20 protein-coding genes and 2 tRNA genes are annotated in these 23,181 nt (G+C 41.2%); 7 read left to right on the top strand and 15 right to left on the bottom strand.

Annotated elements, in window-relative coordinates; translation table 11 throughout:
• Positions 1–100: 100 nt before the first annotated feature.
• The 6 genes from VGA95_12810 to VGA95_12785 form a co-directional block, all read right to left on the bottom strand.
• Positions 101–1,456 carry a sodium:alanine symporter family protein gene (locus VGA95_12810; protein ID HEX9667419.1) on the bottom strand — a complete coding sequence of 452 codons (1,356 nt, stop codon included), beginning with the start codon at positions 1,454–1,456 and terminating at the stop codon, positions 101–103.
• Positions 1,457–2,307: 851 nt separating this feature from the next.
• On the bottom strand, positions 2,308–2,784 hold the full coding sequence (gene greA / locus VGA95_12805; GenBank protein HEX9667418.1) for a transcription elongation factor GreA: 477 nt from the start codon (positions 2,782–2,784) through the stop codon (positions 2,308–2,310).
• 150 nt (positions 2,785–2,934) lie between these two features.
• A complete protein-coding gene (gene carB, locus VGA95_12800; protein ID HEX9667417.1) occupies positions 2,935–6,171 on the bottom strand; it encodes a carbamoyl-phosphate synthase large subunit in 3,237 nt (1,078 codons plus the stop codon).
• Between the two features lie 87 nt (positions 6,172–6,258).
• Complete coding sequence (locus tag VGA95_12795) at positions 6,259–7,305, bottom strand: bis-aminopropyl spermidine synthase family protein (GenBank protein HEX9667416.1); 1,047 nt, start codon at positions 7,303–7,305, stop codon at positions 6,259–6,261.
• 217 nt (positions 7,306–7,522) lie between these two features.
• Positions 7,523–7,960, bottom strand: a complete 438-nt coding sequence (locus VGA95_12790) for a VOC family protein (GenBank protein ID HEX9667415.1) — start codon at positions 7,958–7,960, stop codon at positions 7,523–7,525.
• 6 nt (positions 7,961–7,966) lie between these two features.
• Positions 7,967–8,380, bottom strand: a complete 414-nt coding sequence (locus VGA95_12785) for a DUF4396 domain-containing protein (GenBank protein HEX9667414.1) — start codon at positions 8,378–8,380, stop codon at positions 7,967–7,969.
• A gap of 111 nt (positions 8,381–8,491) precedes the next feature.
• Between VGA95_12785 and def the strand changes: the two genes are divergently transcribed.
• Positions 8,492–9,022: a peptide deformylase gene (gene def, locus VGA95_12780; GenBank protein HEX9667413.1), complete on the top strand. Its 531-nt coding sequence runs from the start codon at positions 8,492–8,494 to the stop codon at positions 9,020–9,022.
• Positions 9,023–9,089: 67 nt separating this feature from the next.
• Here def and VGA95_12775 read toward each other — a convergent pair whose 3' ends face one another.
• Positions 9,090–10,034 (bottom strand): NHL repeat-containing protein, encoded by a 945-nt coding sequence (locus VGA95_12775; GenBank protein HEX9667412.1) that lies wholly within the window; start codon positions 10,032–10,034, stop codon positions 9,090–9,092.
• 94 nt (positions 10,035–10,128) lie between these two features.
• Here VGA95_12775 and VGA95_12770 point away from each other — a divergent pair, with 94 nt between their 5' ends.
• Positions 10,129–10,932 (top strand): cyclase family protein, encoded by an 804-nt coding sequence (locus tag VGA95_12770; protein HEX9667411.1) that lies wholly within the window; start codon positions 10,129–10,131, stop codon positions 10,930–10,932.
• A 30-nt stretch (positions 10,933–10,962) separates the two neighbouring features.
• Here the strand turns inward: VGA95_12770 and VGA95_12765 are convergent, their stop codons facing one another.
• From VGA95_12765 to VGA95_12755, 3 genes are all read right to left on the bottom strand, one after another.
• A complete protein-coding gene (locus VGA95_12765) occupies positions 10,963–11,802 on the bottom strand; it encodes a cytochrome c (protein ID HEX9667410.1) in 840 nt (279 codons plus the stop codon).
• A 148-nt stretch (positions 11,803–11,950) separates the two neighbouring features.
• A complete protein-coding gene (gene hpt / locus VGA95_12760) occupies positions 11,951–12,487 on the bottom strand; it encodes a hypoxanthine phosphoribosyltransferase (protein HEX9667409.1) in 537 nt (178 codons plus the stop codon).
• A gap of 305 nt (positions 12,488–12,792) precedes the next feature.
• On the bottom strand, positions 12,793–13,704 hold the full coding sequence (locus tag VGA95_12755) for a hypothetical protein (protein HEX9667408.1): 912 nt from the start codon (positions 13,702–13,704) through the stop codon (positions 12,793–12,795).
• Between the two features lie 222 nt (positions 13,705–13,926).
• Here VGA95_12755 and VGA95_12750 point away from each other — a divergent pair, with 222 nt between their 5' ends.
• Complete coding sequence (locus VGA95_12750; GenBank protein ID HEX9667407.1) at positions 13,927–15,066, top strand: cysteine desulfurase family protein; 1,140 nt, start codon at positions 13,927–13,929, stop codon at positions 15,064–15,066.
• A gap of 87 nt (positions 15,067–15,153) precedes the next feature.
• On the opposite strand, the gene VGA95_12745 is transcribed toward VGA95_12750, so the two are convergent.
• On the bottom strand, positions 15,154–15,606 hold the full coding sequence (locus tag VGA95_12745) for a YbhB/YbcL family Raf kinase inhibitor-like protein (protein ID HEX9667406.1): 453 nt from the start codon (positions 15,604–15,606) through the stop codon (positions 15,154–15,156).
• Between the two features lie 1,245 nt (positions 15,607–16,851).
• Between VGA95_12745 and mgtE the strand changes: the two genes are divergently transcribed.
• From mgtE to argJ, 3 genes are read left to right on the top strand one after another with little or no spacing between them, the layout of a single operon-like run.
• Complete coding sequence (gene mgtE, locus VGA95_12740) at positions 16,852–18,204, top strand: magnesium transporter (GenBank protein ID HEX9667405.1); 1,353 nt, start codon at positions 16,852–16,854, stop codon at positions 18,202–18,204.
• Positions 18,205–18,219: 15 nt separating this feature from the next.
• Positions 18,220–18,927: a DNA repair protein RecO gene (recO, locus tag VGA95_12735; protein ID HEX9667404.1), complete on the top strand. Its 708-nt coding sequence runs from the start codon at positions 18,220–18,222 to the stop codon at positions 18,925–18,927.
• Positions 18,924–20,102: a bifunctional glutamate N-acetyltransferase/amino-acid acetyltransferase ArgJ gene (gene argJ, locus VGA95_12730; protein HEX9667403.1), complete on the top strand. Its 1,179-nt coding sequence runs from the start codon at positions 18,924–18,926 to the stop codon at positions 20,100–20,102. Before recO ends, argJ begins: the two co-directional genes overlap by 4 nt.
• Before the next feature lie 156 nt (positions 20,103–20,258).
• Here argJ and VGA95_12725 read toward each other — a convergent pair whose 3' ends face one another.
• Together VGA95_12725 and VGA95_12720 are read right to left on the bottom strand one after the other, a co-directional pair.
• The gene (locus tag VGA95_12725; protein HEX9667402.1) at positions 20,259–21,362 is read right to left on the bottom strand and encodes a quinone-dependent dihydroorotate dehydrogenase; all 1,104 of its coding nucleotides are present in this window, start codon (positions 21,360–21,362) and stop codon (positions 20,259–20,261) included.
• Positions 21,363–21,605: 243 nt separating this feature from the next.
• Positions 21,606–22,070: a transposase gene (locus VGA95_12720; GenBank protein HEX9667401.1), complete on the bottom strand. Its 465-nt coding sequence runs from the start codon at positions 22,068–22,070 to the stop codon at positions 21,606–21,608.
• 228 nt (positions 22,071–22,298) lie between these two features.
• Here VGA95_12720 and VGA95_12715 point away from each other — a divergent pair, with 228 nt between their 5' ends.
• Positions 22,299–22,967: an ATP-binding protein gene (locus VGA95_12715; GenBank protein ID HEX9667400.1), complete on the top strand. Its 669-nt coding sequence runs from the start codon at positions 22,299–22,301 to the stop codon at positions 22,965–22,967.
• A gap of 52 nt (positions 22,968–23,019) precedes the next feature.
• Here VGA95_12715 and VGA95_12710 read toward each other — a convergent pair.
• Both VGA95_12710 and VGA95_12705 read right to left on the bottom strand, forming a co-directional pair.
• Positions 23,020–23,094 (bottom strand) — tRNA-His (locus VGA95_12710).
• Positions 23,095–23,107: 13 nt separating this feature from the next.
• Positions 23,108–23,181, bottom strand: a tRNA-Arg gene (locus VGA95_12705).

Raw genomic sequence — 23,181 nt, 5'->3', positions numbered from 1 at the left:
CATAACTTTCAGAATATCTATCTTAGTGTCGTGGGTATTCGACATGCTGAACTCGAGGAGATCGAAGCTTTGGGTTACAGCTCCTCTATAATGTTAGTTTTTATTTCCCCGAAATCTCGAGATCCAGATATTTCTTTGTCTCCTCCACCACAACCTTTGAGAGTCCGAGAAGGCCAATAAGGTTTGGGAAAGCCATTAGTCCGTTCATTATATCCGCGAATGTCCAGACCAAATCCAGTTCAATCACTGCGCCAACTAAGACTATTAGTGTGAAAATTACTCTATACGGTTTCACCGCACGCTCTTTAAATATATATTCGATGGACTTCTCCCCATAATAGGACCATCCGAGTAAGGTGGAATAGGCAAAGAATGCAAGACTTAATGAAACTACTTCAGCACCTAATTGAAAAGGGACACCCTTTTCAAAAGCGAGTGTCGAAAGCGAAGCGCCTGTCTCCCCGCTTATCCATGCTCCGCTTGAAATAATAACAAGCCCGGTAAACGTGCATACTACAATTGTGTCAATGAAGGTTTGGGTCATAGATACTAGACCCTGTGCTACGGGGTTACGTGTCTTTGCAGCGGCGGCAACAATGGGAGAGCTTCCAAGACCGGATTCGTTTGAGAATATTCCCCTTGCAACCCCGATCCTAACCGTTTGTATCAGGGCTGTTCCTATAAATCCTCCAGTCGCGGCGGCGGGGGTAAATGCATGAACGAAAATTAATTTAAAGGCCTCTGGAATGTTTGTAACGTGTGCCATGAGAACGGAAATCGAACCAACGATATACAGGATTATCATGAACGGGACTATTGCGCTTGCAGCCCTTGCTATACTTTTGATCCCTCCGAGAATCACCAGGCCGGTTGCAATACACAATACCGTCCCTGTGGCCCATGGAGTGATCCCAAAAGAAGATTCGAGTCCTTTTGCCACTGAGTTTGATTGAACAACGTTTCCAATTCCAAAGGCAGCGATTGAAGCAAAAACCGCAAAAATTATTCCGAGCCATTTAAGTCCAAGCCCTTTGGAGATGTAGTACATCGGGCCGCCGCTCATTGTGCCGAATTTATCAACCTCTCTGTATTTAACTGCAAGAACGGCTTCTGAGTATTTGGTCGCCATTCCAAAAAGACCTGTGATCCACATCCAAAATAGAGCGCCCGGTCCTCCAACGGCGATGGCTGTTGCAACACCGGCAATGTTTCCAACACCTACAGTCGCAGCAAGCGCTGTCATGAGAGCCTGAAAATGGGAGATATCACCCTCTGATGATTCCTTTTCTTTCCTTATGATAAAAGCTAAATATAAAGAGGGTATTAGCGCCCGAAATTGGATACCTCTTAGTATTATCGTGAGATATATTCCGGTACCTAGAAGAAGTATAATCAGAGGCAAGCCCCAGACTAAGCCACTTATGTCAGAAAGTGTTTTTATTAGATTATCCTGCATCACTCATTATTTCCCTTTTATGTGTTTTTGGGTGTATTACCTTATCATAGATTTCTTTCTCTTGAAATAGAAAAAATTAATCGATGTAAGACTCACAGGGAGAAAATAAAACAAATATTTCAAAAGGTAATCTTAATCAGTTTAAATAACGAATATCTAGGTTAGATCCAGTAAATCCGTAGTACTCGACAGGTTTTAAAAGTAGCGTTTACGTCCTTCGACAGTTCGACAAGCTCACTGCTAAGGGCCAACGGGTCTAGACTCGACCTGTTAAGAAAAATAGAACTTACTTTGAAACTGATATGTAACAAATTGCCATTGGTGTAGGTGTTAGATATTTCGTGGACAAAATTCTTACAATTTTATGAATGGATTTATTTTCATTAAATCCTTTTCGGAATGAAAAGGACTTCAACGGCATTCCAAAAATTGCGTTAAGAAAATCCGGAACGAAGACGGTAAAAAAATTTGCGGGTTGCGGTTGAATTAAATTTTTAGTGGTTATGTCATCCCCGAGGATAGTTATCGGGGATCCAGAGGTATTTTTATGGATTCCTAATAACTGAGTTTGACACGGCGTGGGATTGCTTCAATTTCGGAATTTATCCTGAGGGAATCGAAGGGCAAATTTCGCAATGACGCAGGACGGCAGAGCAGTGCGTCCCTTGGAGCATTAAGATAAATGAAGAAAATACTTTTAAAAATTCTGTCCTCGAAATATCTGGGTTTTGCAATTGCGATCGACTCCCAAGCACTCTCTGGTTATGCTTGAGATTGCTTTGGGCCATTTAGCCTGCGCGATGTCTTTCAACCCAAGGCTTTGAACATCCAATAGAAATTGGGAAGGAAAATCATTCAATCTCCAAGATTACAAACTCCCGTATTCCACCGGGTGTTTGAACCCGAGCCTCTTCATCGACTCGCTTTCCAAGTAGCGCTCTACCAAGAGGGGATGCTACAGATATTAGTCCCTTTTCGGGTACTGATTCATCTGGTCCTACGAGCTGATACGTAAGGGTATTTCCGGTTTCAATATCCTCAAGCCTCACGCGTACGCCAAACATGACTCGGTCTTTTATAGGAAGCTTTTCAGGATCTATTACGTCCGCTCTCGCTATCTTACTCTTTAGCTCTTTTATCCTGGCCTCGATAAAACCCTGCCTGTCCTTTGCGGTTTCATATTCGGCGTTCTCCGTGAGGTCTCCTAGTGATCTTGCATGTGCTATCATCTTTATGACCTGTGGACGCTCTACAGAAATTAACCTATTTAGATCTTCTTGAAGCTTCCTAAAGCCATCCGGTGTTATTGGAACCCTATCAGAACACATTTAGTTTGCTCTCTTATACTTTAAATTAACAAGCTTCGACGATAAAATCAAAGATAAATCTCAATCTCCAAGCACCAAATCACAAAGAAATTTCAATAATCGAATTATAAATTCCAAACGCATTGAGCATTAGAATTTCGGATTTTACATTTATTTGAAATTTGGTGCTTGTAATTTGGAATTTGTAGTATCATTATAGTAATCCTGAAGCGCTCTTACCTCTAACCCTTCCATTTTTAATACCTCTATAGCATCTACTGCAGCCCTTGAAGCGGCGATGGTTGTAAAGTATGGAACGTTTTTGATAAGTGATTCTCTTCTTATTGAGTAGGATTGTGAAATCTCCTTTTCGCCAAAGGTAGTGTTGACCACTAGTTGTACATCGCCATTTTTTATGTGGTCCACGACGTGAGGCCTTCCTTCGATGACCTTGTTTACCGTATCACAATTGATTTTATGCTTATCTAGATATGAAGCGGTACCCATTGTACACATCAGTTTAAAACCAAGATCCTTGAGCTTCTTAGCTATAGGTATTATCTTCGGCTTATCATCATCCTTAACACTGACGAAAGCTGTGCCCTCGAGGGGGAGGAATGTGCCTGCTGCTATCTGCGCCTTTGCAAATGTACGTCGGAGTTCAGTGTCTATACCCATTACTTCCCCCGTTGATTTCATTTCCGGTCCTAGAATGGTATCTACGCCTGGAAATTTTATAAAGGGGAAAACCGATTCTTTTATACATATGTGTTTTGGCAAAATTTCTTTTGTGAACCCTAGTTGATTCAGACTTTTCCCTAGCATGACCTTTGTTCCCAGTTTAGCGAGTGGAATTCCTATGGCCTTACTAACAAATGGAATAGTGCGACTTGCCCTCGGATTTACTTCGAGCACATATACATCTTGATCTTTAATCGCGAATTGAATGTTGACCAAACCTCTTACATTGAGGGCTAAAGCAAGAACCTTCGTTTGCCGCACTATTTCGTCAATTAGAGAATTATCTATGGAGAAGGGAGGGATCACCATGGCGCTATCCCCGGAATGGACCCCCGCCTCTTCTATGTGCTCCAAGACGCCTCCAACAACTACTAATTCCCCGTCGGAGATGGCGTCTACATCTAGTTCCTTGGCATCCTTTATAAACTCGTCTATGAGTATCGGCTGGTTGGGCGATACCTTTACCGCCTCTTTAGTATAGCTTATTAGTGCTCTCTCGCTGTAAACAATTTCCATGGCTCGTCCACCAAGTACATAAGAGGGTCTAACCATTACCGGGAATCCGATTTCGAAAGCTATTCGGATTGCTTCACCTACACTCCTTGCTATACCACTTTTAGGCTGCTTTAGCCCTAATTGTATTATTAGGTCTCTGAATCGTTCCCTGTCCTCGGCAAGATCAATGTTTTCGGGAGACGTGCCGATGACATTTACACCCCTCTTCTCGAGTGGAATTGCGAGCTTAAGAGGCGTCTGACCCCCGAGTTGTACGATCACTCCTGAAGGTTTTTCCTTTTTAACGATTGACAAAGTGTCTTCCAATGTAAGGGGTTCAAAATATAATCTATCTGATGTGTCATAATCAGTACTAACGGTTTCTGGATTACAATTGACCATAATGGACTCGAATCCTTCTTCTTTTAATGAGAAAGATGCATGAACGCAGCTATAATCGAACTCTATACCCTGTCCGATCCTGTTTGGTCCACCTCCTAAAATGACTACCTTTCTTTTCTGGTTTGGTAACGCCTCGTCTTCCCCGTCGTAAGTGGAGTAAAGATACGGAGTGTATGCCTCAAACTCAGCGGCGCATGTATCTACCATTTTGTATGCCTTGTTAATTCCCAGTTCTTCGGCCTTTTTTCGGATTTCATCCTGGCTTGTATCTACAAGCTCGGCTAATCTTATGTCTGAAAACCCAAATTCCTTCGCTCGTCTCAAAATGGGACCTGGCAAATCATCTGAATTGAATTTCTTTATCTGATTTTCCAATTCAACAATTTGTCTGATATTTTCAAGGAACCATCTGTCAATCTTTGTTAAAATGTTTATTTCCTTAACATCCATTCCACACCTAATAGCATCGGCTATGTACCATAATCTTTCATGGTTCGGGATTATTAATTTCTCTCTAATCAAGTCTAAATTTGTTGTGATTGACTCGAACCCCGAAGAATCAATTTCAAGAGAACGTATAGCCTTCTGTAATGCTTCCTTAAATGTTCTTCCGATTGCCATAACCTCACCGACGGATTTCATTTGAGTCGTGAGCAGAGGCTCGGTCTGTGGAAATTTTTCAAATGCGAATCTTGGGATTTTTACTACGACATAGTCAATTGTAGGTTCAAACGAAGCAGGGGTATAACGAGTTATATCATTCGGAATCTCATCGAGGGTATATCCAACGGCAAGCTTTGCTGCTATCTTAGCGATTGGATACCCGGTGGCTTTTGAAGCAAGGGCCGAGCTCCTTGAGACCCTTGGATTCATCTCAATGACAACCATGTCGCCATCTGCCGGGTTGATTGCGAATTGAATGTTTGACCCCCCTGTATCAACTCCGATCTCCCTGATTATGGCGATGGCGGCATCTCTCATCCTCTGATATTCCTTATCGGTCAGGGTCTGGGCTGGTGCAACCGTTATGCTATCTCCGGTATGGACACCCATTGGGTCAAAATTTTCAATTGAACATATTATGACTACGTTATCCATTCCATCCCTCATAACCTCAAGCTCAAACTCCTTCCAGCCCAATGCTGATTGTTCTATCAGTATCTCACTAACCGGGCTTAAATCTAGGCCGGCTTTCACGTAATCTTCAAACTCCTCCTTGTTATAAGCTACGCTTCCTCCAGTACCTCCTAGTGTGAAAGAGGGGCGAATGATAACCGGAAATCCAATATTGTTTACAACATTCCATGCTTCGTTCATGGAATGAGCAACTCCGCTTGGTAGGACCTTCAGGCCGGTTTTCTTGATTGATTCTTTGAAGAGATCCCTGTTCTCGGCTTTTTTTATTGCGCTTAGTTTTGCCCCGATTAATTCGACTCCGAATTTTTCTAAAACCCCTGTCTCGGCAAGTTTAACGGTGATATTTAGGGCTGTCTGTCCTCCAAGAGTTGGAAGTAAGGCTTGAGGACGTTCCTTCTCAATGATCTTTTCAACAATTTCAGGTACGAGCGGTTCTATATAGGTTCTATCTGCGACCGTTGGATCTGTCATTATTGTAGCTGGGTTACTGTTTACGAGTACTATCTGATAGCCTTCCTCTCGAAGTGCCTTACAGGCTTGCGTTCCGGAATAATCAAACTCACAGGCCTGACCTATTACTATAGGCCCCGAGCCTATTAAGAGAATCTTTTTGATATCCGTTCTTTTAGGCATTTATTGGTTCGCGATGCAAGATGCAAATTAATTTCACTCAAGTTAATTTGTGTTAAATTCGTGGCTAAAGAGTATCGTATTACATATTCAGGTTGTAGAGCTTTCATGATCCTCGTAAATGTTCTCTTTTCCATAGTCCTTTGTATTCCCTTTGAATCCTTCAAGCGTTTCAAATCTGTAGAGGGCTGACCTGTACCAGTTCTTCTTAGGTTTAACCTTTATAGGCGAAAGCTTCCAGGCTTTCGTATCCTCTTCGTAGCCCCAGTTTATATATTCATTGAAATTATGAATGATATCAGTAAAAACGATGCGATACTTCAATAGCATTTTCTGTAGTTCATGCCATTTTGTAAGTGATGCCTCTCTTCTTGTCAACCCGAAATAGCCAGCTGAGCCGGGTTCTCTAAGTGCGGCTATTCCCCTACCTATGAAAGCATCAGCGGCTTTCAATGTCTCAGGCGGATCGGTGAAAAAGGTATCATATTTATTCCTTTGTTCATTAGGAATAGAACGCCTTAGATCGAATGTGTGAACCTCGACTTTGAACCCTTCTTTTACACCGGTTTCCTGAATGAAATCGGTTAGCCTCTTGTCAATTTCTACAACGGTTATTCTCTTAGGTAGGCGGCTGATCCCAAGAACGATACTTATCAGATCGTCATCTCCAAGCACGAATATTTCCTTTCCATATATGTCTCCCCTTTCATAGGCGATTGCAAAGCGAGAAAGAGTAGTTGTAGGGGTGACGTATCCCTGATCAAATTTCCTCAACGGAACAGGACGTCTTTTCTGAATTCTGAGAAACTTATCTTTGATCTCTGAAAATTTTTCTAAGATGATTCCCCTTCCTTCGCAAGACTTACATGAAATATCTTCAACAGGATGCAGTTTTTTTGCAATATTTTGCCCGTCGTCTGTAAGGTAAAATCCATTGTCCAATACCGAAACGAATCCGCTTTTCTCCAATGCCTTAATTGACTCGAAAACAGCGGGTACCGGAAAATCGGACTTGTCTATAACCTCCCACGGATTTTTGTCCTTTTTTAGAGCACCTAACAGCCTTTCTATGTCCTTTAAACTAACTTTAATTCTTGATTTATACGAAACTTGTTTAGCGAGTTGTTTCAGGTCCATGAAATACCTCAAGTATGGTAATGGAGTCATGATTTTATACCTAAAATCTCCCCGACTCGCAAATTGAATTAGTCACATGACGGACTGATTGTGATAGTTTTGCAGTTTGCAAACGCCTAGAGATAAAAGACGTTTTTGAGTTTAGTGAACACTTCAAACAATCTGGGAAGTCTAATGTCTTGCCTCAGAAGTTTAGTGAAATTGATTAAAATCTAAGTCAATAGGGTGGTACTGATTCTCCCGTCTCACCGTAAATCTCTAATTCAAGGCCATCGGGGTCGAGGAAGTGATATGCTTTTATCTTCCCGTCCTTTTCGACCTTTTCTTCAATAAATGAGATCCCCTTGTTCTTAAGTGTCTTGCTCGCTTTTTCCACATCATCCACTTCAAAAGCCACGTGCGCAACGCTCTCCACAATTTGAGCTTTATCTCTATTGAGTTTTTTATCTTCTGTTAAGGCGATTAAAGTATGGTCTTTAGTTCCGAGAAAGGACTTTTTCTTTCCCCCTTCGATTCGTCCATCTTTCAGTATACTCAGTCCTAACACCTCATTGTAAAACTCTATAGACCTATCCATGTCGCTTACAACTATCGCAACGTGGTCTATACCCGTGATCAAGGTCTCCCTACCCACCAGGTTTTTTATCCATTTCATAATTTCCTACCAGAGCCTGAGTTCCACAAAAAGTTTAGTAAACCAGACTGATATTGCAAGCAAGGCAATGGTAATTATAAAAACTCCAACGGCTTTTGACGTGGATATGTGTCCGCCTTCGTGGTGCATTGGCATAGACATCGTGGCTGCAGCTTGGGAAGCCGGAACTGCTGTCATCATACCGTGTTTGAGACCCCTTCTTACCATCCAGGAGTTTATTGGGTAAGCAGTGAAAGAGGCAGCGATTGTTGCAAGTGACATAATACCCCAGAAAAGAGGTGTTTTAGGGTCGTCTCCTCCCGGAATCTTGGTTCTCAATATCACCATGACAGGAATCATGCCAACCATTACCATATTCGTTGAGCCTTTGTCAACATTATTGAGTCTTGTTAATTTTAAATCTGAGAGTTTATGTATCATTTACAGAAAACCAAATACGTTCCAAAAAATTCTCCCATTATTATTGGATATATTCAAACATTTAAGACCAGGTTCTTTATTAAATTCATATTGGTATTATAATTGAGGGAAATGGCCGAGATATTGGAAATTGAAGAGCTTGGTAATCCAATATTAAGAGAGAAAGCTAAACATGTGGATAATATTGGCGATGAATATATTCAGAATCTAATCGACAATTTGACTGAGACTGTTAGTGCGGTAAATGGTGTGGGGATTGCTGCTCCGCAGGTAAATGAGTCCTATCAAATTTTTATAATTTACTCTCATCCAAACCCTCGGTATCCCGATGCACCAAAAACGGAACCTCTAGAGGTAATAAATCCGAAGATTATATCTCGCTCCGATGACATGGTTAAGGATTGGGAAGGATGTTTAAGCATACCGGGAATCAGGGGATTGGTACCTCGTCACAAATCCATCGCCGTTGAGTATACGACCAGGAATGAGGGTAAGAAGAGGGAGGAATTAGAAGATTTCATAGCAAGGATATTTCAACACGAATATGATCATTTAAATGGAATAGTATTTTTAGACAGGTTAGAGAGTGTAAGTGATATGATTACCGAGAAAGAGTACATTAAATTGTTTCATGAATTATAATCGTTTTAATAAGTTATGGATTAGCTTTGTATAATTATGAATTTATGCTACATAAAAAACACATTTATTAACCAACGTCTACCAGTACAGTTCGATTGCCGTTTATGGGGTCAACTCGAAAAAGGCTAAAATTGAAACTGTCAAAAACCAGGATATTTCCGTCGTCCTCAACTGCAATTGCCCTGGGAAACTGAAGTATTGGACCTGAACCGATAAAAAGTCCTGTTATGGTATCACGGTCTCCGGTCAGAATTTCTACACCAATAACACTATTACCCCCTGTGTCAACAACAACTATATTACCATCTGTATCAAGGGCTAGACCGGAGATTTGATTGAATAATGAACCATTGCCGGTCTTCCTGTCCGATATCACAGTTCGGTCTCCCGTATCAGGATCGACTGCAAAAACTGCTCTACGGAACTGATCCGCTACCAATAATATTCCTTCATCATCGGCGGTGACACCTACCGGTGCTTTAAAATTAGTCCCAGTACCAATGTCGCTGTCGGATATTATGGTGCGGTTACCATCTATGGGATTTATCATAACGAGTGCCTTAAGGTTTGGGTCAGCGACGACTAGATTCCCATCGAACCCCACCGTAACATCTACGGGATTTTTTAAGTCTGTACCGGAACCAACGCTTGAACTGGATATGATATTGCGATTACCGGTAAGAGGGTCTACGCTAAAAACAGCCCCGAGATCGGAGTCTGTTACAAACAGTATTCCTGCATCATCAATTGTAAGCCCTCTGGGAGCTGAAAATCCCGGTCCACTGCCAACGCCGCCTCCGGAAACTGTTGTAACCCCGCCTGAATCGGGATCGACTCGTAATACTGTCGGCGGACTTACCGTGGTTAAAAATATATTGCCATCTTCTGCCACTGCCAACCCACCAGGAAATGTTAGTATCCTGGTGCCGGTATTCTGCTCTTCGCATGAAATATTCAGCAATAATATTGCAAAAGAAAAAGCTAGGATTATTCTGCTCCAAGCTCTTGTCATAAAATTATTCCTCCATTCTGGCTTGTGAATTCTTGATATTATCACACCCACTATATAATCTTGTCAAGAACTTGTACATAGAGAGGGAGATAACATGTCCAGTTATAATTTGCCGGCTTTATTGTTATCAACCCTGATTACTATTCTAGGGTGTTCTAAATCAAACTCATTTCCTGAAGGGGAATGGGTTGACCTCACACATGATTTCTCCTCCGACACAATCTACTGGCCAACTGCCCAACCTTTCAAATCCGAAGTCGTATTCAAGGGCATTACAGACAAGGGGTTCTTTTATGAAGCGAAAAATTATTCAGCTGCTGAACATGGTGGAACTCATGTCGACGCACCCATTCATTTCGCAGAGGGCCAAAGGACAGTCGACGAACTTCCTATAGAACAACTGGTTGGATCTGCTGTTGTTATTGATGTTTCACAAAAGGCCTCGGTTGACCCGGATTATCAGGTAGGAATCGACGATTTCAAGGAATGGGAGGATGAAAATGGTCGGATTCCGGATGATTCGATTGTTTTATTGTACACCGGTTACTCAAAATATTGGCCGGATAAGGTTAAATATCTGGGAACAGAAAATCGCGGTGAAGAAGCCGTGAAGAATCTTCACTTCCCAGGATTGGACCCGGAAGCGGCAAAGTGGTTGATTGAAAATCGAAGACTAAAGGCAATAGGATTGGATACGGCAAGTATAGATTATGGTCAATCGCAGTTATTTAAATCACACGTCACATTATTTAATGAAAGCGTGCCGGCATTTGAAAACGTGGCTAATCTGGACAAATTGCCTGCTAAAGGGGCAATCGTTTTTGCCTTGCCTATGAAGATCAAAGGTGGCAGTGGAGGGCCGCTCCGGATCGTCGCCCTCATACCTCATAACAATTAGATTGGCGGTTTGTTTTATTCCTTGTTTACATTATGATTTGGGTCTATGTTTATTATCCTTCATGACTTTAAGATAGGAAATAATGTTCTCGATGATCCTTTCTCTATCCTCGACGTTGGGATCCAGGGCTGGCATGGTTGAATTGTAGCTGATGTCTCTTGGGTTGTTGATCCATTTTTTTAGCCAGGGTTCTTTGAAATATTCAGTTACGCTAACCGGGTAATTAAGCTCTCGTGCCTTCTTTCCACCCTCGCCGTTTACTGTGTGACAACTCATGCAATACGTTCTAAAGGAATTGAATCCACTCCTTACCGAATTTGGGCTATTCTGGGGCGGAGCCATATGGGGAAAACGGTCGGAGAAGTTTATAAGGTCAATTGTTGTTATTTGATAAGGCCAATGCACAGCGCCGATTTTTAGGACCTCAGGGGATTTAATATCATCCCATATGAGGTAAAACGGTCCGAGCTTCACAAGTTCATCATTTTGCAATTTATTTATTAATGTAAATTCTTTGTTGTCTGGACGGTCATATACAAGGTAGCTATTGAATCTTATGAAGTTTTCTGTGGGAATAGATGGCTGATAGCCGTCCTTACATGTAAACAAAATGTCATCGGCATCTTTCCAGCTATTACCATAAACTATCGTAAGGAGTTGGTTTACGGGAAAGCCAACGTACTCTCGTTTTACGGATTCTTGAGGTTCTAACGCCTCTACTTTAAGTGGTGGAATAAGTTTTTTAAGTTTTTCAAGAGGTATCGTTCTGAAATCATTTCCATGTCGCTTAAAAACGAGTACGCCGGGCTGAGCAAGAGAATTTAGCGTAAATAATACGGATGAAATAATTACAACAGAAAGCGAAGTCAACAAAATTCTCGTTTTCATTTGAGAATAAGTCTATTCTCACAAGGGGATAAATGAGCCTATGAGATCCGAAGTCGCCTAAAAATTGTTTCCAATCTGGTCATTATGAACGAGTTTCGCAAATTTTTGCGATGATGACGCTTTTACGTACTCAACTTCCCAGAATTTCTTCCTTAAGAACGCCGATGAATGGTAGATTCCTATACTGCTGTCTGTAATCCATTCCGTAACCTATAACAAATTCATCTGGTATCTCGAAGCCGCGATAATCAATCGGTATATCTACGATTCGTCTTACCTTTTTATCAAGGAGAGCGCATACTCGGACATTAGCCGGTTTCCTTGCTTTTAGAGTCCTTAGTATATAGTTAAGGGTTAACCCCGTATCGATAATATCCTCAACCATGATTACGCTTTTATTCTCAATGTTCTCATCTAAGTCCTTTAATATTCTTACGATTCCAGTCTGTTTGTTACCTGTATAACTTGAAATAGACAAGAAATCCAGGGTTATGGGTATGGAAATCTGTCTTATTAAATCACAGATAAATACGATTGCACCCCTCAGCACACAGACTAAAACAGGATTCGTTCCTTTATAATCTTGCGAAATCTTCGCACCCAATTCCTTTACCCTATCATTAATCTCTTTTTCAGTAATTAGTATTTTTTGTATGTCTTCAAGCACTTTTGATATTGTGAACTTTCACTGCCGAGTACAAATATGTACTTCAGATAGCGTATTGGATTATCTCATATAAGTGTTATCGTCAATTACTTGGATTAAGTGTATCATAACTTGCTGAGTTTCAGTAATATTTTATATTTAAAAATTTTCTCTTGACATGGGGAGTTATATTTTGTATAAATATATATAAGCGATTCCAAGGGGCTGAGGCTACTTAGAAAACTAATCAAAGAGTATCGAAAGAGGAGACTCGAGTAGAGAAAGTGGTTTTCAAGAGGAACGAGGTCACTTGGGGTCGCTTTTTTTTATCTAATTCCGAACCTCTGCAGTAACTTATTATAATCCCTTCCATAGAATAATTTAATGTTTACGTTGGGATAAAGCTTTTTTAATCTTCTCAATTTTCTATTCTTCTTTGTAACAAGCTTTTGCTTAAGGGTTGTGAGTTCTATGTAAAGGTCTAGCTCAGGAAGATAAAAATCAGGTGTGAACTCCTCTTTAACCATCCCGTTTTTATCGGCTTTAAGAAGAAAGCTTCTAGGCTCATACTCCCATTTTATCCTGTAAAAATCCAGAACCTTCGCAAATTCTTTTTCGCTATGGTGGGCAAATGAAGGCATTGTAAATTTTTTAACATATTTGGCTGCATTAAAACGCCTTTCTTTTTTTCTCAAGCTTGACTTAAGTAGCTGAAGAGCCTTCCATGTAATTCCAGCCTTCATGGTTATACCTTTGGTTTCAACTGCAGCGAGTATCAGATCCACTGCAAAATCAGTATCCAGTCTCTCTAACATTATCTGTATATCATAAAATTCAGCTCCTATTTTTTCTTTTCGAAAAAGTGTTCTTATGAAGCTTATATAATTTTTTCTAGTTTGCGTTAAAGCCCTTTTGTCTGCCCGATAGCTGTTACTGTCCCGCACCTTTACATGTAATGTCCCTGGCAATTTCCGAAATAAGACTTCTCCGCCTAGATTAAGTATGACGACATTATCCCTAAGTGCTTTTTCAATGATTAGATTTTTTATTATTTCAGGAGGAATTTTTTTCTTTGACACATAATCGAATAAGCTCTTATTGTCTAGAGAGCCTGTGTCGATCAAATCCCTCAGCATTAAGGTACTATCGACTAAAGAAAAACCTAGTCTTTGTGAGACCTTAGTTGCAATCTCGTTACCCAAGCCATCCAGATTTTCTGAAATTGTGATAATAGCCATGTTGTTTGAATATTAATTATAACTTGATTAGGAGCAAAAAATAATTTCGGTATAAGCTCAAGCATGAAGCAAACCTGGTCTTATCAACCGACACTGGACTACCTATCCAACCGCTTGTTGCTTATGATTCAATAGTTGTTCTCCAGTGATTAATATTTACTGTACAGGTCATAGGTTTGTATATTATACTGTTTATGTAATATAAAAGGCTCGAAACTGTTGATGGAAAACATAGAAATTTATTTAGACAATAATGCGACTACAAAGCCCTTACCGGATGTGGTTAAAACAATGCTTCCGATTCTCAGCGGCGGCTTTGGGAACCCATCTAGCTCTCATTCGGCAGGGGAGAGGGCTAGGGAGTATATTATAGGAGCTAGAAAGCAACTGGGACAGTTGATAGGAGCTGATCCGAAAAATATAGTTTTCACAAGCTCTGGCACAGAAGCTAATAACATGGCTTTCTACTCCTTTACACGTAGCAAGAGTGAGCGCTGTCGTATACTAACGACTACCGTTGAGCATTCGTCGATCCGAAAGATGTGCAGTCATTTAAGGATTAAGGGTGTTGATATTATTTTGCTCCCCGTCGATTCAAGGGGACATATAGACCTTGAGGAACTGAGACGACTTGTTAGGGAGAACATAGATCTTGTATCGATTCAATGGGTAAATAATGAGACGGGAGTCATTCAGCCATTGGCAGAAATTGTCGCTATATGTCATGAAAATGGAAAAATCATTCATACGGACGCAGCGCAGGCTGTGGGAAAGTTAGAAATAAGCATGGATGACATTGCGGTAGATTTTCTCTCTTTGACGGGGCACAAATTTCACTCTCCCCAGGGAATAGGGGCGATATATTGTAGGGATAAGTTTTTATTAGCACCCATTTTCTTCGGGGGCTTTCAAGAGAGCGGCTTCCGTCCCGGTACCGAGAACGTTTCCGGGATTGTGGGAATGGGCAAGGCTGCGGAACTTCGACGGAAGAATCTTAAGGATCACATTAAGAAGATGCGAGAACTACGCGACCACTTTGAGTCTGAAATACTTGAATCGGTGCCAAATACAAGTATAAACGGGGATCCTTCAGATAGGATCTGCAACACAACAAACATTTTATTTGGAGGCATAGACGGAAGAATATTATTAAAGAAACTAGACACAATGGGAATAAGGTGCTCGCAAAGCTCTGCATGCACCAATTTACAGCCTGAACCTTCTTATGTGCTAAAAGCAATGGGTCATACAGACGAGGAAGCTTATTCGAGTATTCGCTTTAGCTTTTCCATTGAAAACACCATTCAAGAAGTGGATCGTGCTGTCGATGTAATAAGTAGGACTTGTGAGGAACTTCACTAAAACAGTATTATTTCAACTACCACGAAAACTTAATATTTTTCATTGATCTCATTTTTTATTTAATGGTTAGCATATTATATAAAACTATTATCTCTTATATTTACCCATCAATTGACCCTCTCCAAGAATATGACCTTCCATTGCCTGGAGTAATTGAGCCTTGGTAGCACCAGGCTCTAGATTGAGATCTGTATCCAGGGAATAAATTTTGAAATAATATCTATGAGTTCCTCCCGGTGGACAAGGTCCTCCGTAGCCAATCTTTCCAAAATCATTAGTGCCCTGTTTAGCACCGGTCGGGAGTTCTTTCAGGTGGGGCGTGCTCTCCGTTAAGCCTCTGGTGTCACTAGGTAGATTAAAAATGACCCAGTGAACCCATGTTCCCCCAGGAGCATCTGGATCATCACATATTAGAGCAAGAGTCTTGGTGCCATCTATCACTGATGTCCATTTTAAAGGAGGAGAGATGTCCTGACCGTCGCAGGTGTATTTTTTGGGAATCATACTCCCTTCTCCGAACGCAGGGCTTTTAAGTTCCATACTATTTCCTCCCAAAGCAAACGTATTATTTCTGAACGACATTTGAATAACAATGAGATAAGATAGAGAAAATAAGACAATTAACTTATATTTATTTCCGAGCATAGATAATTAAACTTAAAGTCTAAAACACATCCATCAACAATACATTATAATATGATAATTGGTCTTACGAAACCACCAAAGTATGAGTTCATAGGTTTTTGCTCAATTTAGATGTGCAGGGTAAGTAGGATGGTAATAGCCTGACGTTCTTTTAGAGTTGCATCCAAGTAAACTACTACCCGTCCCTTCGACATAAATAAGGACCTGCAACAGATCGTTTAAGATGAATTCATAAGCTATGTTATTGGGTTTGCCAACGGATTCCTATACGTAAGATAAGTTTGTTGGCAAGATACTCGGTTTAAAAAAACCTCTCAACGGTTTTATTACCAGTAAAGAATCGGGGAAAACCAAAAATATTCGCTCAGAATTATGAAACGTCTATGGATGAATAATGCCCAGTTGCTGCATCAATGATAGCCTGTCCCAGCTGATCCAGATTTCAGCAATTTTGCCTTGGTTAATCCTGTATATAGAGATACCAGATATCTTTATTTGCTGATATGTAGGATCGACCCCCATAAATTTATCTTGATGAGTAAATCGACTCGTCCATCTTGTTACAACCTTATCTCCCTCGGCAATTAGATCATCTACGGTTGTTGTTGTATCTGAAAAAGTAGATGAAGATCTGAGTATTATATTCTTATAATTTTCTCCATTAAATGATGCTTGTCCCAGATGGATTTTACATTCATCTGAGAATCACTCATCTGCTACATCGAGATTCCTTTTATTGTGCATCTCTTCTATATAACGTAAGGCGATAGACTTGTTTTGTTCCACTTGCATCAAACTACCTCCATTAACGATAGATCGTTGCTTAATTTGGCTATTTCTTAACTATACCAACTTTTAAATGTTTTACGCTGTCTCTATTACGATCCATTTATCTTATCTTAAGGAATCATAAAATAAAGAAATTTTTCTGGTGGTTAAATATTATTATTCCCATAAGTAGTTGTTCCGATGTTGGATCATTGCCTTTGATATATGTAGTATCAATATCTGATATCATGAATTTTCAAGAAGTAAGATGCAGTTATTATTTTTTGTATTGAATGGAACATATATTGCTTTACATTTTAGGTTTCTCACTTAGAATAGCTTGATTACACCCTAATTTGTGAAATTGGCATCATGGAAGAACATAAGTCTAAAGAGGAAATTTCCAATTTGATTTTGAAGGGGAAAGCGGAGGAGATTGAGGAATTGCTCTCAAAGCTTCAACCATTCGAAATTGCTGACTTGATTCAAGCTCTCGAACCCGAAGATCAATCGAGGGTACTCAATAGCCTAGATAATGAAACGGCTTCTCAAGTGATTTTAGAGATCGAGCCAGAGGTTAGGCAGGAACTTCTAAAGACACTTGACCTAGGTGAAATAGCTGAATTGGTTGAAGAAATGGATTCAGATGATGCAACTGACGTAATTGCAGAATTGCCCGATGAAACTGCGAGATTGGTACTTGAAAAGTTGCCACCTCAAGAGGTGGAAGAAGTAGAGACTCTTCTCAAATATCCTGAAGATTCCGCCGGTGGTATCATGCAGAAGGAACTGGTTGAGGTGCAACAGGATTCTACCGTCGCAGATGCAATAAATTGGATTCGTCTGATCGCTGAAGATGTAGAAGATTTTCATGAGATATACGTGGTAGATGAAAATGAAAAACTCCTCGGAGTGGTCACGCCAAAAAAACTGCTTCTTTCAAATCCCAAAACGAAGGTAAAGAATATAATGGCGCCTGTTGAAATAACGGCTACTCCGTCTATGGATCAGGAAGCCGTTGGCAATCTATTCGAAAAGTATGATATTTTCTCTCTCCCGGTGGTAGGAGAAAACGGAGAACTGCTTGGACGAATCACGGCAGACGATATCATAGATGTCATAACGGAAGAAGCTTCTGAAGACATGTACCAATTAGCAGGCGTTCAAGAATATCTTCATCCAATATACACACCAACGGTCACAAGAGTAAGATTGAGGACACCCTGGCTTATCTTAACACTCTTTGGAGAGCTTATGATAGCCTTCGTGATAATTTATGCATTCAAACCGACGCTACAACGGGTTGCGATCCTAGCTGCATTTATGCCTGCTATAATGGCTACCGGTGGAAATGTCGGGCTTCAGACCGTAACGATTGTCATCAGGGGTCTCGGCATGGGAACGATACACTTTGGAGAAATGATAAGTTTGATTCTTGCAGAGGTAAAAGTGGGATTGATTATTGGTTTGATTTGTGGTTTAGTTGCAGCGGTGATTGGCTCGATAATTAGCATGAACGAGCCAGAAGCCGCAAAACTGGCCATTGCGGTTTTCGTAGCAATGGTTACAGCGACCATCGCTACCTCATTCATCGGAGTTGCTGGACCTCTTACCCTGTATAAATTAAAGTTTGATCCCGCCGCTGCGTCTGGTCCGTTTCTGACGATGTTTAATGATTTATTTGGTTCTGTTGTTTATCTCTTTATTGCTATGATGATATTTTAGACAATAATATTGTTAATGCAGCTCTCTGAGTCATTTATACTTAAAAAGAATATCTACGGTGAAGCGGATTACATACTCTCGATTTTCACCAGGGATTACGGGAAAGTTACGGGATTTGCAAGGAATGCTAAGAAAAGCAGCAAGCGCTTTGGTGGAAGGCTCGAGCCGTTTATACATCTTCGCATTAGTTTTCGGAATAGATCGGGCAGGATGAATTTCGTTGAGGATTGCGAGACTATAAGTGTTTTTTCTAGTTTTATGCAGAATGTAGATCTCTTTGCTTTGGGGAGTTTCATAATGGAGAATATAGAGATCCTCGTTCCAAAAGAAGAACCCAACGAAAAAACTTTTAGCCTGTTGGTAGACACATTTTCTTCTCTTGATTCTGGGAGGTCCGCCCTTCCGGAACTTTTGAGGTTTCAACTCTCTATTCTTAAATTGTCAGGTTTAATGCCCAACCTTCATTCCTGTGCTGGGTGTGGTCGGGTTATCGATGACAGATCTTCCCTCAGCATTAAAAAGGGGGGATTTATTTGTTCAAATTGTAACTCGAATAAGACTAGAGGACCTGTTCTATATAAGGATTTTTTGCTAGATTCACAATTGATCGATGAGGATCATGGAATGGCTTTTAAGTATATAAATCTCTTTCGAAAATTCACGGAATATCATACTGGAAGAGAATTTAAGTCATTTAAATTGGTCGAGGAGCTTTGTAAATGATTGAGGTGCCAGGATTTCTTAGCTCGGGAATATATGCCGGAATTAAGAAGAAACAGAAGAAAGATTTGGGTCTCATTTTTTCTGAGTTGCCGGCAAGAGTTGCCGCGGTTTTTACAACAAACGTTGTGAAAGCGGCACCCGTAATTATTGCTATGGAGCGCGTTAAGGGTGGGTTCTGTCAGGCAATAATCGCAAATAGTGGAAATGCAAATGCCTGTACTGCGAAAAGAGGTATCAAGGATGCTGAACTTACAACAAGAATAGTAGCAAATAAGCTCAACATTAAGGAATCACTTGTAATACCTTCTTCGACAGGGGTAATAGGCGAGTTTCTGCCCGTGGAAAAGATAGAGAAAGCAGTCCCGAATCTGATTTCTAGTTTAAGACACGATGGATTGGTAGACATGGCTGAGGCAATAATGACGACGGATAAGTTTCCTAAATACGCATCTTCAAGGTTAAAGATAAATGGGAAATTGGGGACCATATGTGCAGTCGGAAAAGGGGCGGGGATGATTGCCCCTCAGATGGCTACCATGCTATGTTTTATTCTAACTGATATCAACCTGACCAGAAGGGCCATGGTGAAATCTCTCAAAAGCTCAGTGGAAACATCATTTAATAGGATAATTGTTGATGGCGACACATCTACTAATGATGCTGTAATCATGCTTTCAAACGGGATACTTGGGAATAAGGCGATTTGGGAGGGAGATAGGACCTATAACAAGTTTGAAAGGGCATTGACGGAACTTAACACTGAAATCGCAGAGATGATAGTGAGAGATGGGGAAGGGGCTACAAAGGTTGTAAAGATTATAATTAAGGGCGCAAAAACCGAGAATGAAGCAAATCTTATCGCCAGAACACTCGGGTCCTCGATACTAGTTAAGACCGCTTTTTATGGCGAAGACCCGAATTGGGGCAGGCTGATTGCAGCCGCCGGAAGAGCGGGGGTTAAATTCGATCCCGAGAGGGTCGATCTTTATTTTGGGGATTATAGGGTTGTTAGAAATGGTGTAGAGGTTATGAATGGAAATAAATTTAAGCATGTTATGAGACAGCCAAATTTTACGGTTACAATAGACATCAAAAGTGGCAAAGCAAGTTCTTTCGTCATCGCCAGCGATATAACGATAGAATACTTGAAGCTTAATGCCCATTATAGGACATAAGGTAGGTCAGTATTCTCGAAATTCTCCGAGCCAGCATAGCGACCTTAAGGTCGCTGCTACATTCGGAAATCACGTCCAATCATACTCTCCCCACCAATGAGTTGGGGGGAGAACCAAAGAGGGGGGACTGGAAAGTCCCGTCTATAGTTCATTGTATTATTTCCTAACATCAATTCCCACTATTTCATCAAGGCTTTTGATCCCTTCTTTCTCCATATAATCGACAAGGCCGCTGTTGATCCTGCCAGGCAAGGTGGGGCCTTCCCCCCTGATGCCTGTAACAATTTGAAGTGCTTTTGCCCCTGCTTTGATTTTTTCAAGGGCTGTCTCGGTATCTTTTATGCCTCCGACCCCGATAATCTCCACTAGGTCGCCGGCTTTCTTGTAGATATAGGCTATTTTTCCCGTTGTCATCCTCCTATAATCCCCGTCGTCACCACTTATGCCACCATTAACATATCTCCATCTTTCACCATATTTCGCTTTCAGCTCAGGAATATCGGCGGTGTTTGCTGCTATTATTCCTGTCAAACCATTATCAACAACTGCGTCAATAATGCCATCTAAATCATTTTGATTGAGGTCAGGGGCTATTTTTACAAACAGGGGTTTTCTTTCACCCTTCGCGTTCATTTCTTGATTAACGGCTTTCGCTATATCTGTCACAGAATTTTTGACCTGGAGTCGTCTGAGCCCCGGTGTATTTGGCGAACTGATATTAATGACAAAATAACTGGCATGATCGTATAACTCCTTTGCCACTACAGCATGGGCCCTCGGGGCATCCTTCGCAGCAACGTCTCGGTTGATGCCGATACTGATTCCAATTGGTATGCCGCTATCCTTATAACTATCCAGATTTCTGGCGACGACATCCATTCCAGGGCTATTAAATCCTAGCCAATTCAAAGCAACACCCGATGACAGCATGAACAGCCTAGGTTTAGGATTTCCAGCCTGTGGATACTCTAGGACCGACCCGACCTCAACGCCGGCAAAGCCTAATTGCCATAGCCCCTTCACGGCACGGCCGGCCTTGTCCCATCCCGCTCCAACTATAAGGGGGTTTTCCAATTCTACCCCGCCCAGAGAAACTCGCAGCCGATCATCAAAAAATCGACTTCCTCTGTAGGCAAATTTCTCCAATAATTTAAGGGTGAAGGGCGACATCTCTGCGACGTGTAATGATTCGCGGGCTATGTCATGCCATGTCTCAGAGTCCAACCGGTCTAGCATTGGCCTTATTATTTGTTTATACATTTAAGGAACTAGCGCTTGATTTTCAATGAATAATATATATTACCCAATAATAAATGAAGCCATCATCGTTTATAATGCAATGATTTATTTAAGTGGTACCGAATTGGTGCGACTTAATCATCGCTACTGGCCTGCCCTGAGTCCTAAGTTCTGAGCATTGTCGAAGAATCGAAGGGTCGAAGGGAAGCCGCTCCTACGACAGCTCCGTCTCGCCCCTCCTGTAGGAGCGCCATCTTGGCGCGATCAAAGTTCATACCTGCAGTACCAATAAGGATACTCCCTGAAATCTTCAACCAAACCTCTTCTTTCAGGGTTATTTAGGCAATATTCGACCTTCTTCCTCAAAGCCTGCTCACATCTTATGCCGCTTTCGTAATACTGGCGTTCCCAGACAGGACCGCGTCTACCCAGAATTTTATTAATTTCATTCGCCGTGTAGCTTTTCAGTGAATGCATCAGCCGAGACAGTGTTTCGTCCTTCAGTTGAGCAATGAAGTGAAGATGGTCAGGCATAACCACCGCACCCACCAATATTATTCGGTTTTTTTGGTCCAGCCATTTCAGAGCATCTAGAACAGTTAGAGCGGTGTTAGATTTAAGAAAGAAGGGAGTACGGTCTTTTGTTACTGAAGTAAGAAAGTAGAAAAGGCCTGCCTCGATGTACCGACCGTTTCGAAGGCTTTTTTGACGGGGTTGCGTATTTCTCATATATTCCCTTTGTCGCGGCTGGAAGCCGCTCCTACAGATTAGGTAGAAGATCTGAGAATGAGGCCGTAATTGATTTGAAATTTTTACTGTCTATTTCTAAACTACCTTTATAATTATATACTCAATTCTGAATTCAGACTTCTGAATGCTGACTCCATATAAGGTGAAGCTCTTTTTTTAATAATAATTTATCCTCTAATGATCAAAACTTAAATTTGGAGAACACTAATGCCCGAAAAAGTTCTTCTATCTTGGAGTGGTGGAAAAGATAGTGTATTAGCTCTCCGTGAGCTTCAAAAAAACGACAATTTTGAGATAGTCGCCTTGATAACGACTATTACAAAAGGTTATGACAGGGTCAGCATGCACGGTATAAGAAGGATCCTGCTCGAACAACAGGCTGATTCCATTGGTATACCCTTGGAAAATGTTTTTATCTCCAACAATGCCTCAAATCAAGAATATGAATCAAAGTTCAGTGAAGTAGTGCTTGAATATAAGAAAATGGGCATCAATTCGGTAGTATTTGGGGATATCTTCTTACAAGATATAAGAAGGTACAGGGAAGATTTTCTAAGCGGAATAGGCATGAGGGGACTATTCCCGATTTGGGGGAAAAATTCCATTGAGCTTGCCAACACATTTATAACTTTGGGATTCAAGGCGGTTATCACATGCATAGATACAGAAGCATTAGACAAATCATTCGCAGGCAGAGAATACGATGAGAAATTTTTATCTGACCTGCCTGCCGGAGTGGATCCTTGTGGAGAAAACGGAGAATTCCATTCTTTCGTGTATGGAGGGAACATTTTTCAAATTCCCCTGATATTTGCAAAGGGGGAAGTTGTCCTGAGGGACAACCGCTTTTATTATTGTGATTTGATTCCTACCTGACGGAATATCCTTTAACTATTAGATAAATCTCAAAAAACACTGGAAAAAAGAGGGTGGGTGACCGGACTTGAACCGGCGGCCTCTGGGGCCACAACCCAGTGCTCTAACCAAGCTGAGCTACACCCACCATTGATTTTTCCCGCGCCCAGAGGGATTCGAACCCCCGACCCACGGCTTAGAAGGCCGTTGCTCTGTCCAACTGAGCTATGGGCGC

It is taken from the genome of Thermodesulfobacteriota bacterium (assembly GCA_036397855.1).
Taxonomy (GTDB): Bacteria; Desulfobacterota_D; UBA1144; order Nemesobacterales; family CSP1-2; genus DASWID01.
Note: the sequence above shows the minus strand (reverse complement) of the source record. Positions and strands in the feature narration are given on the sequence as shown.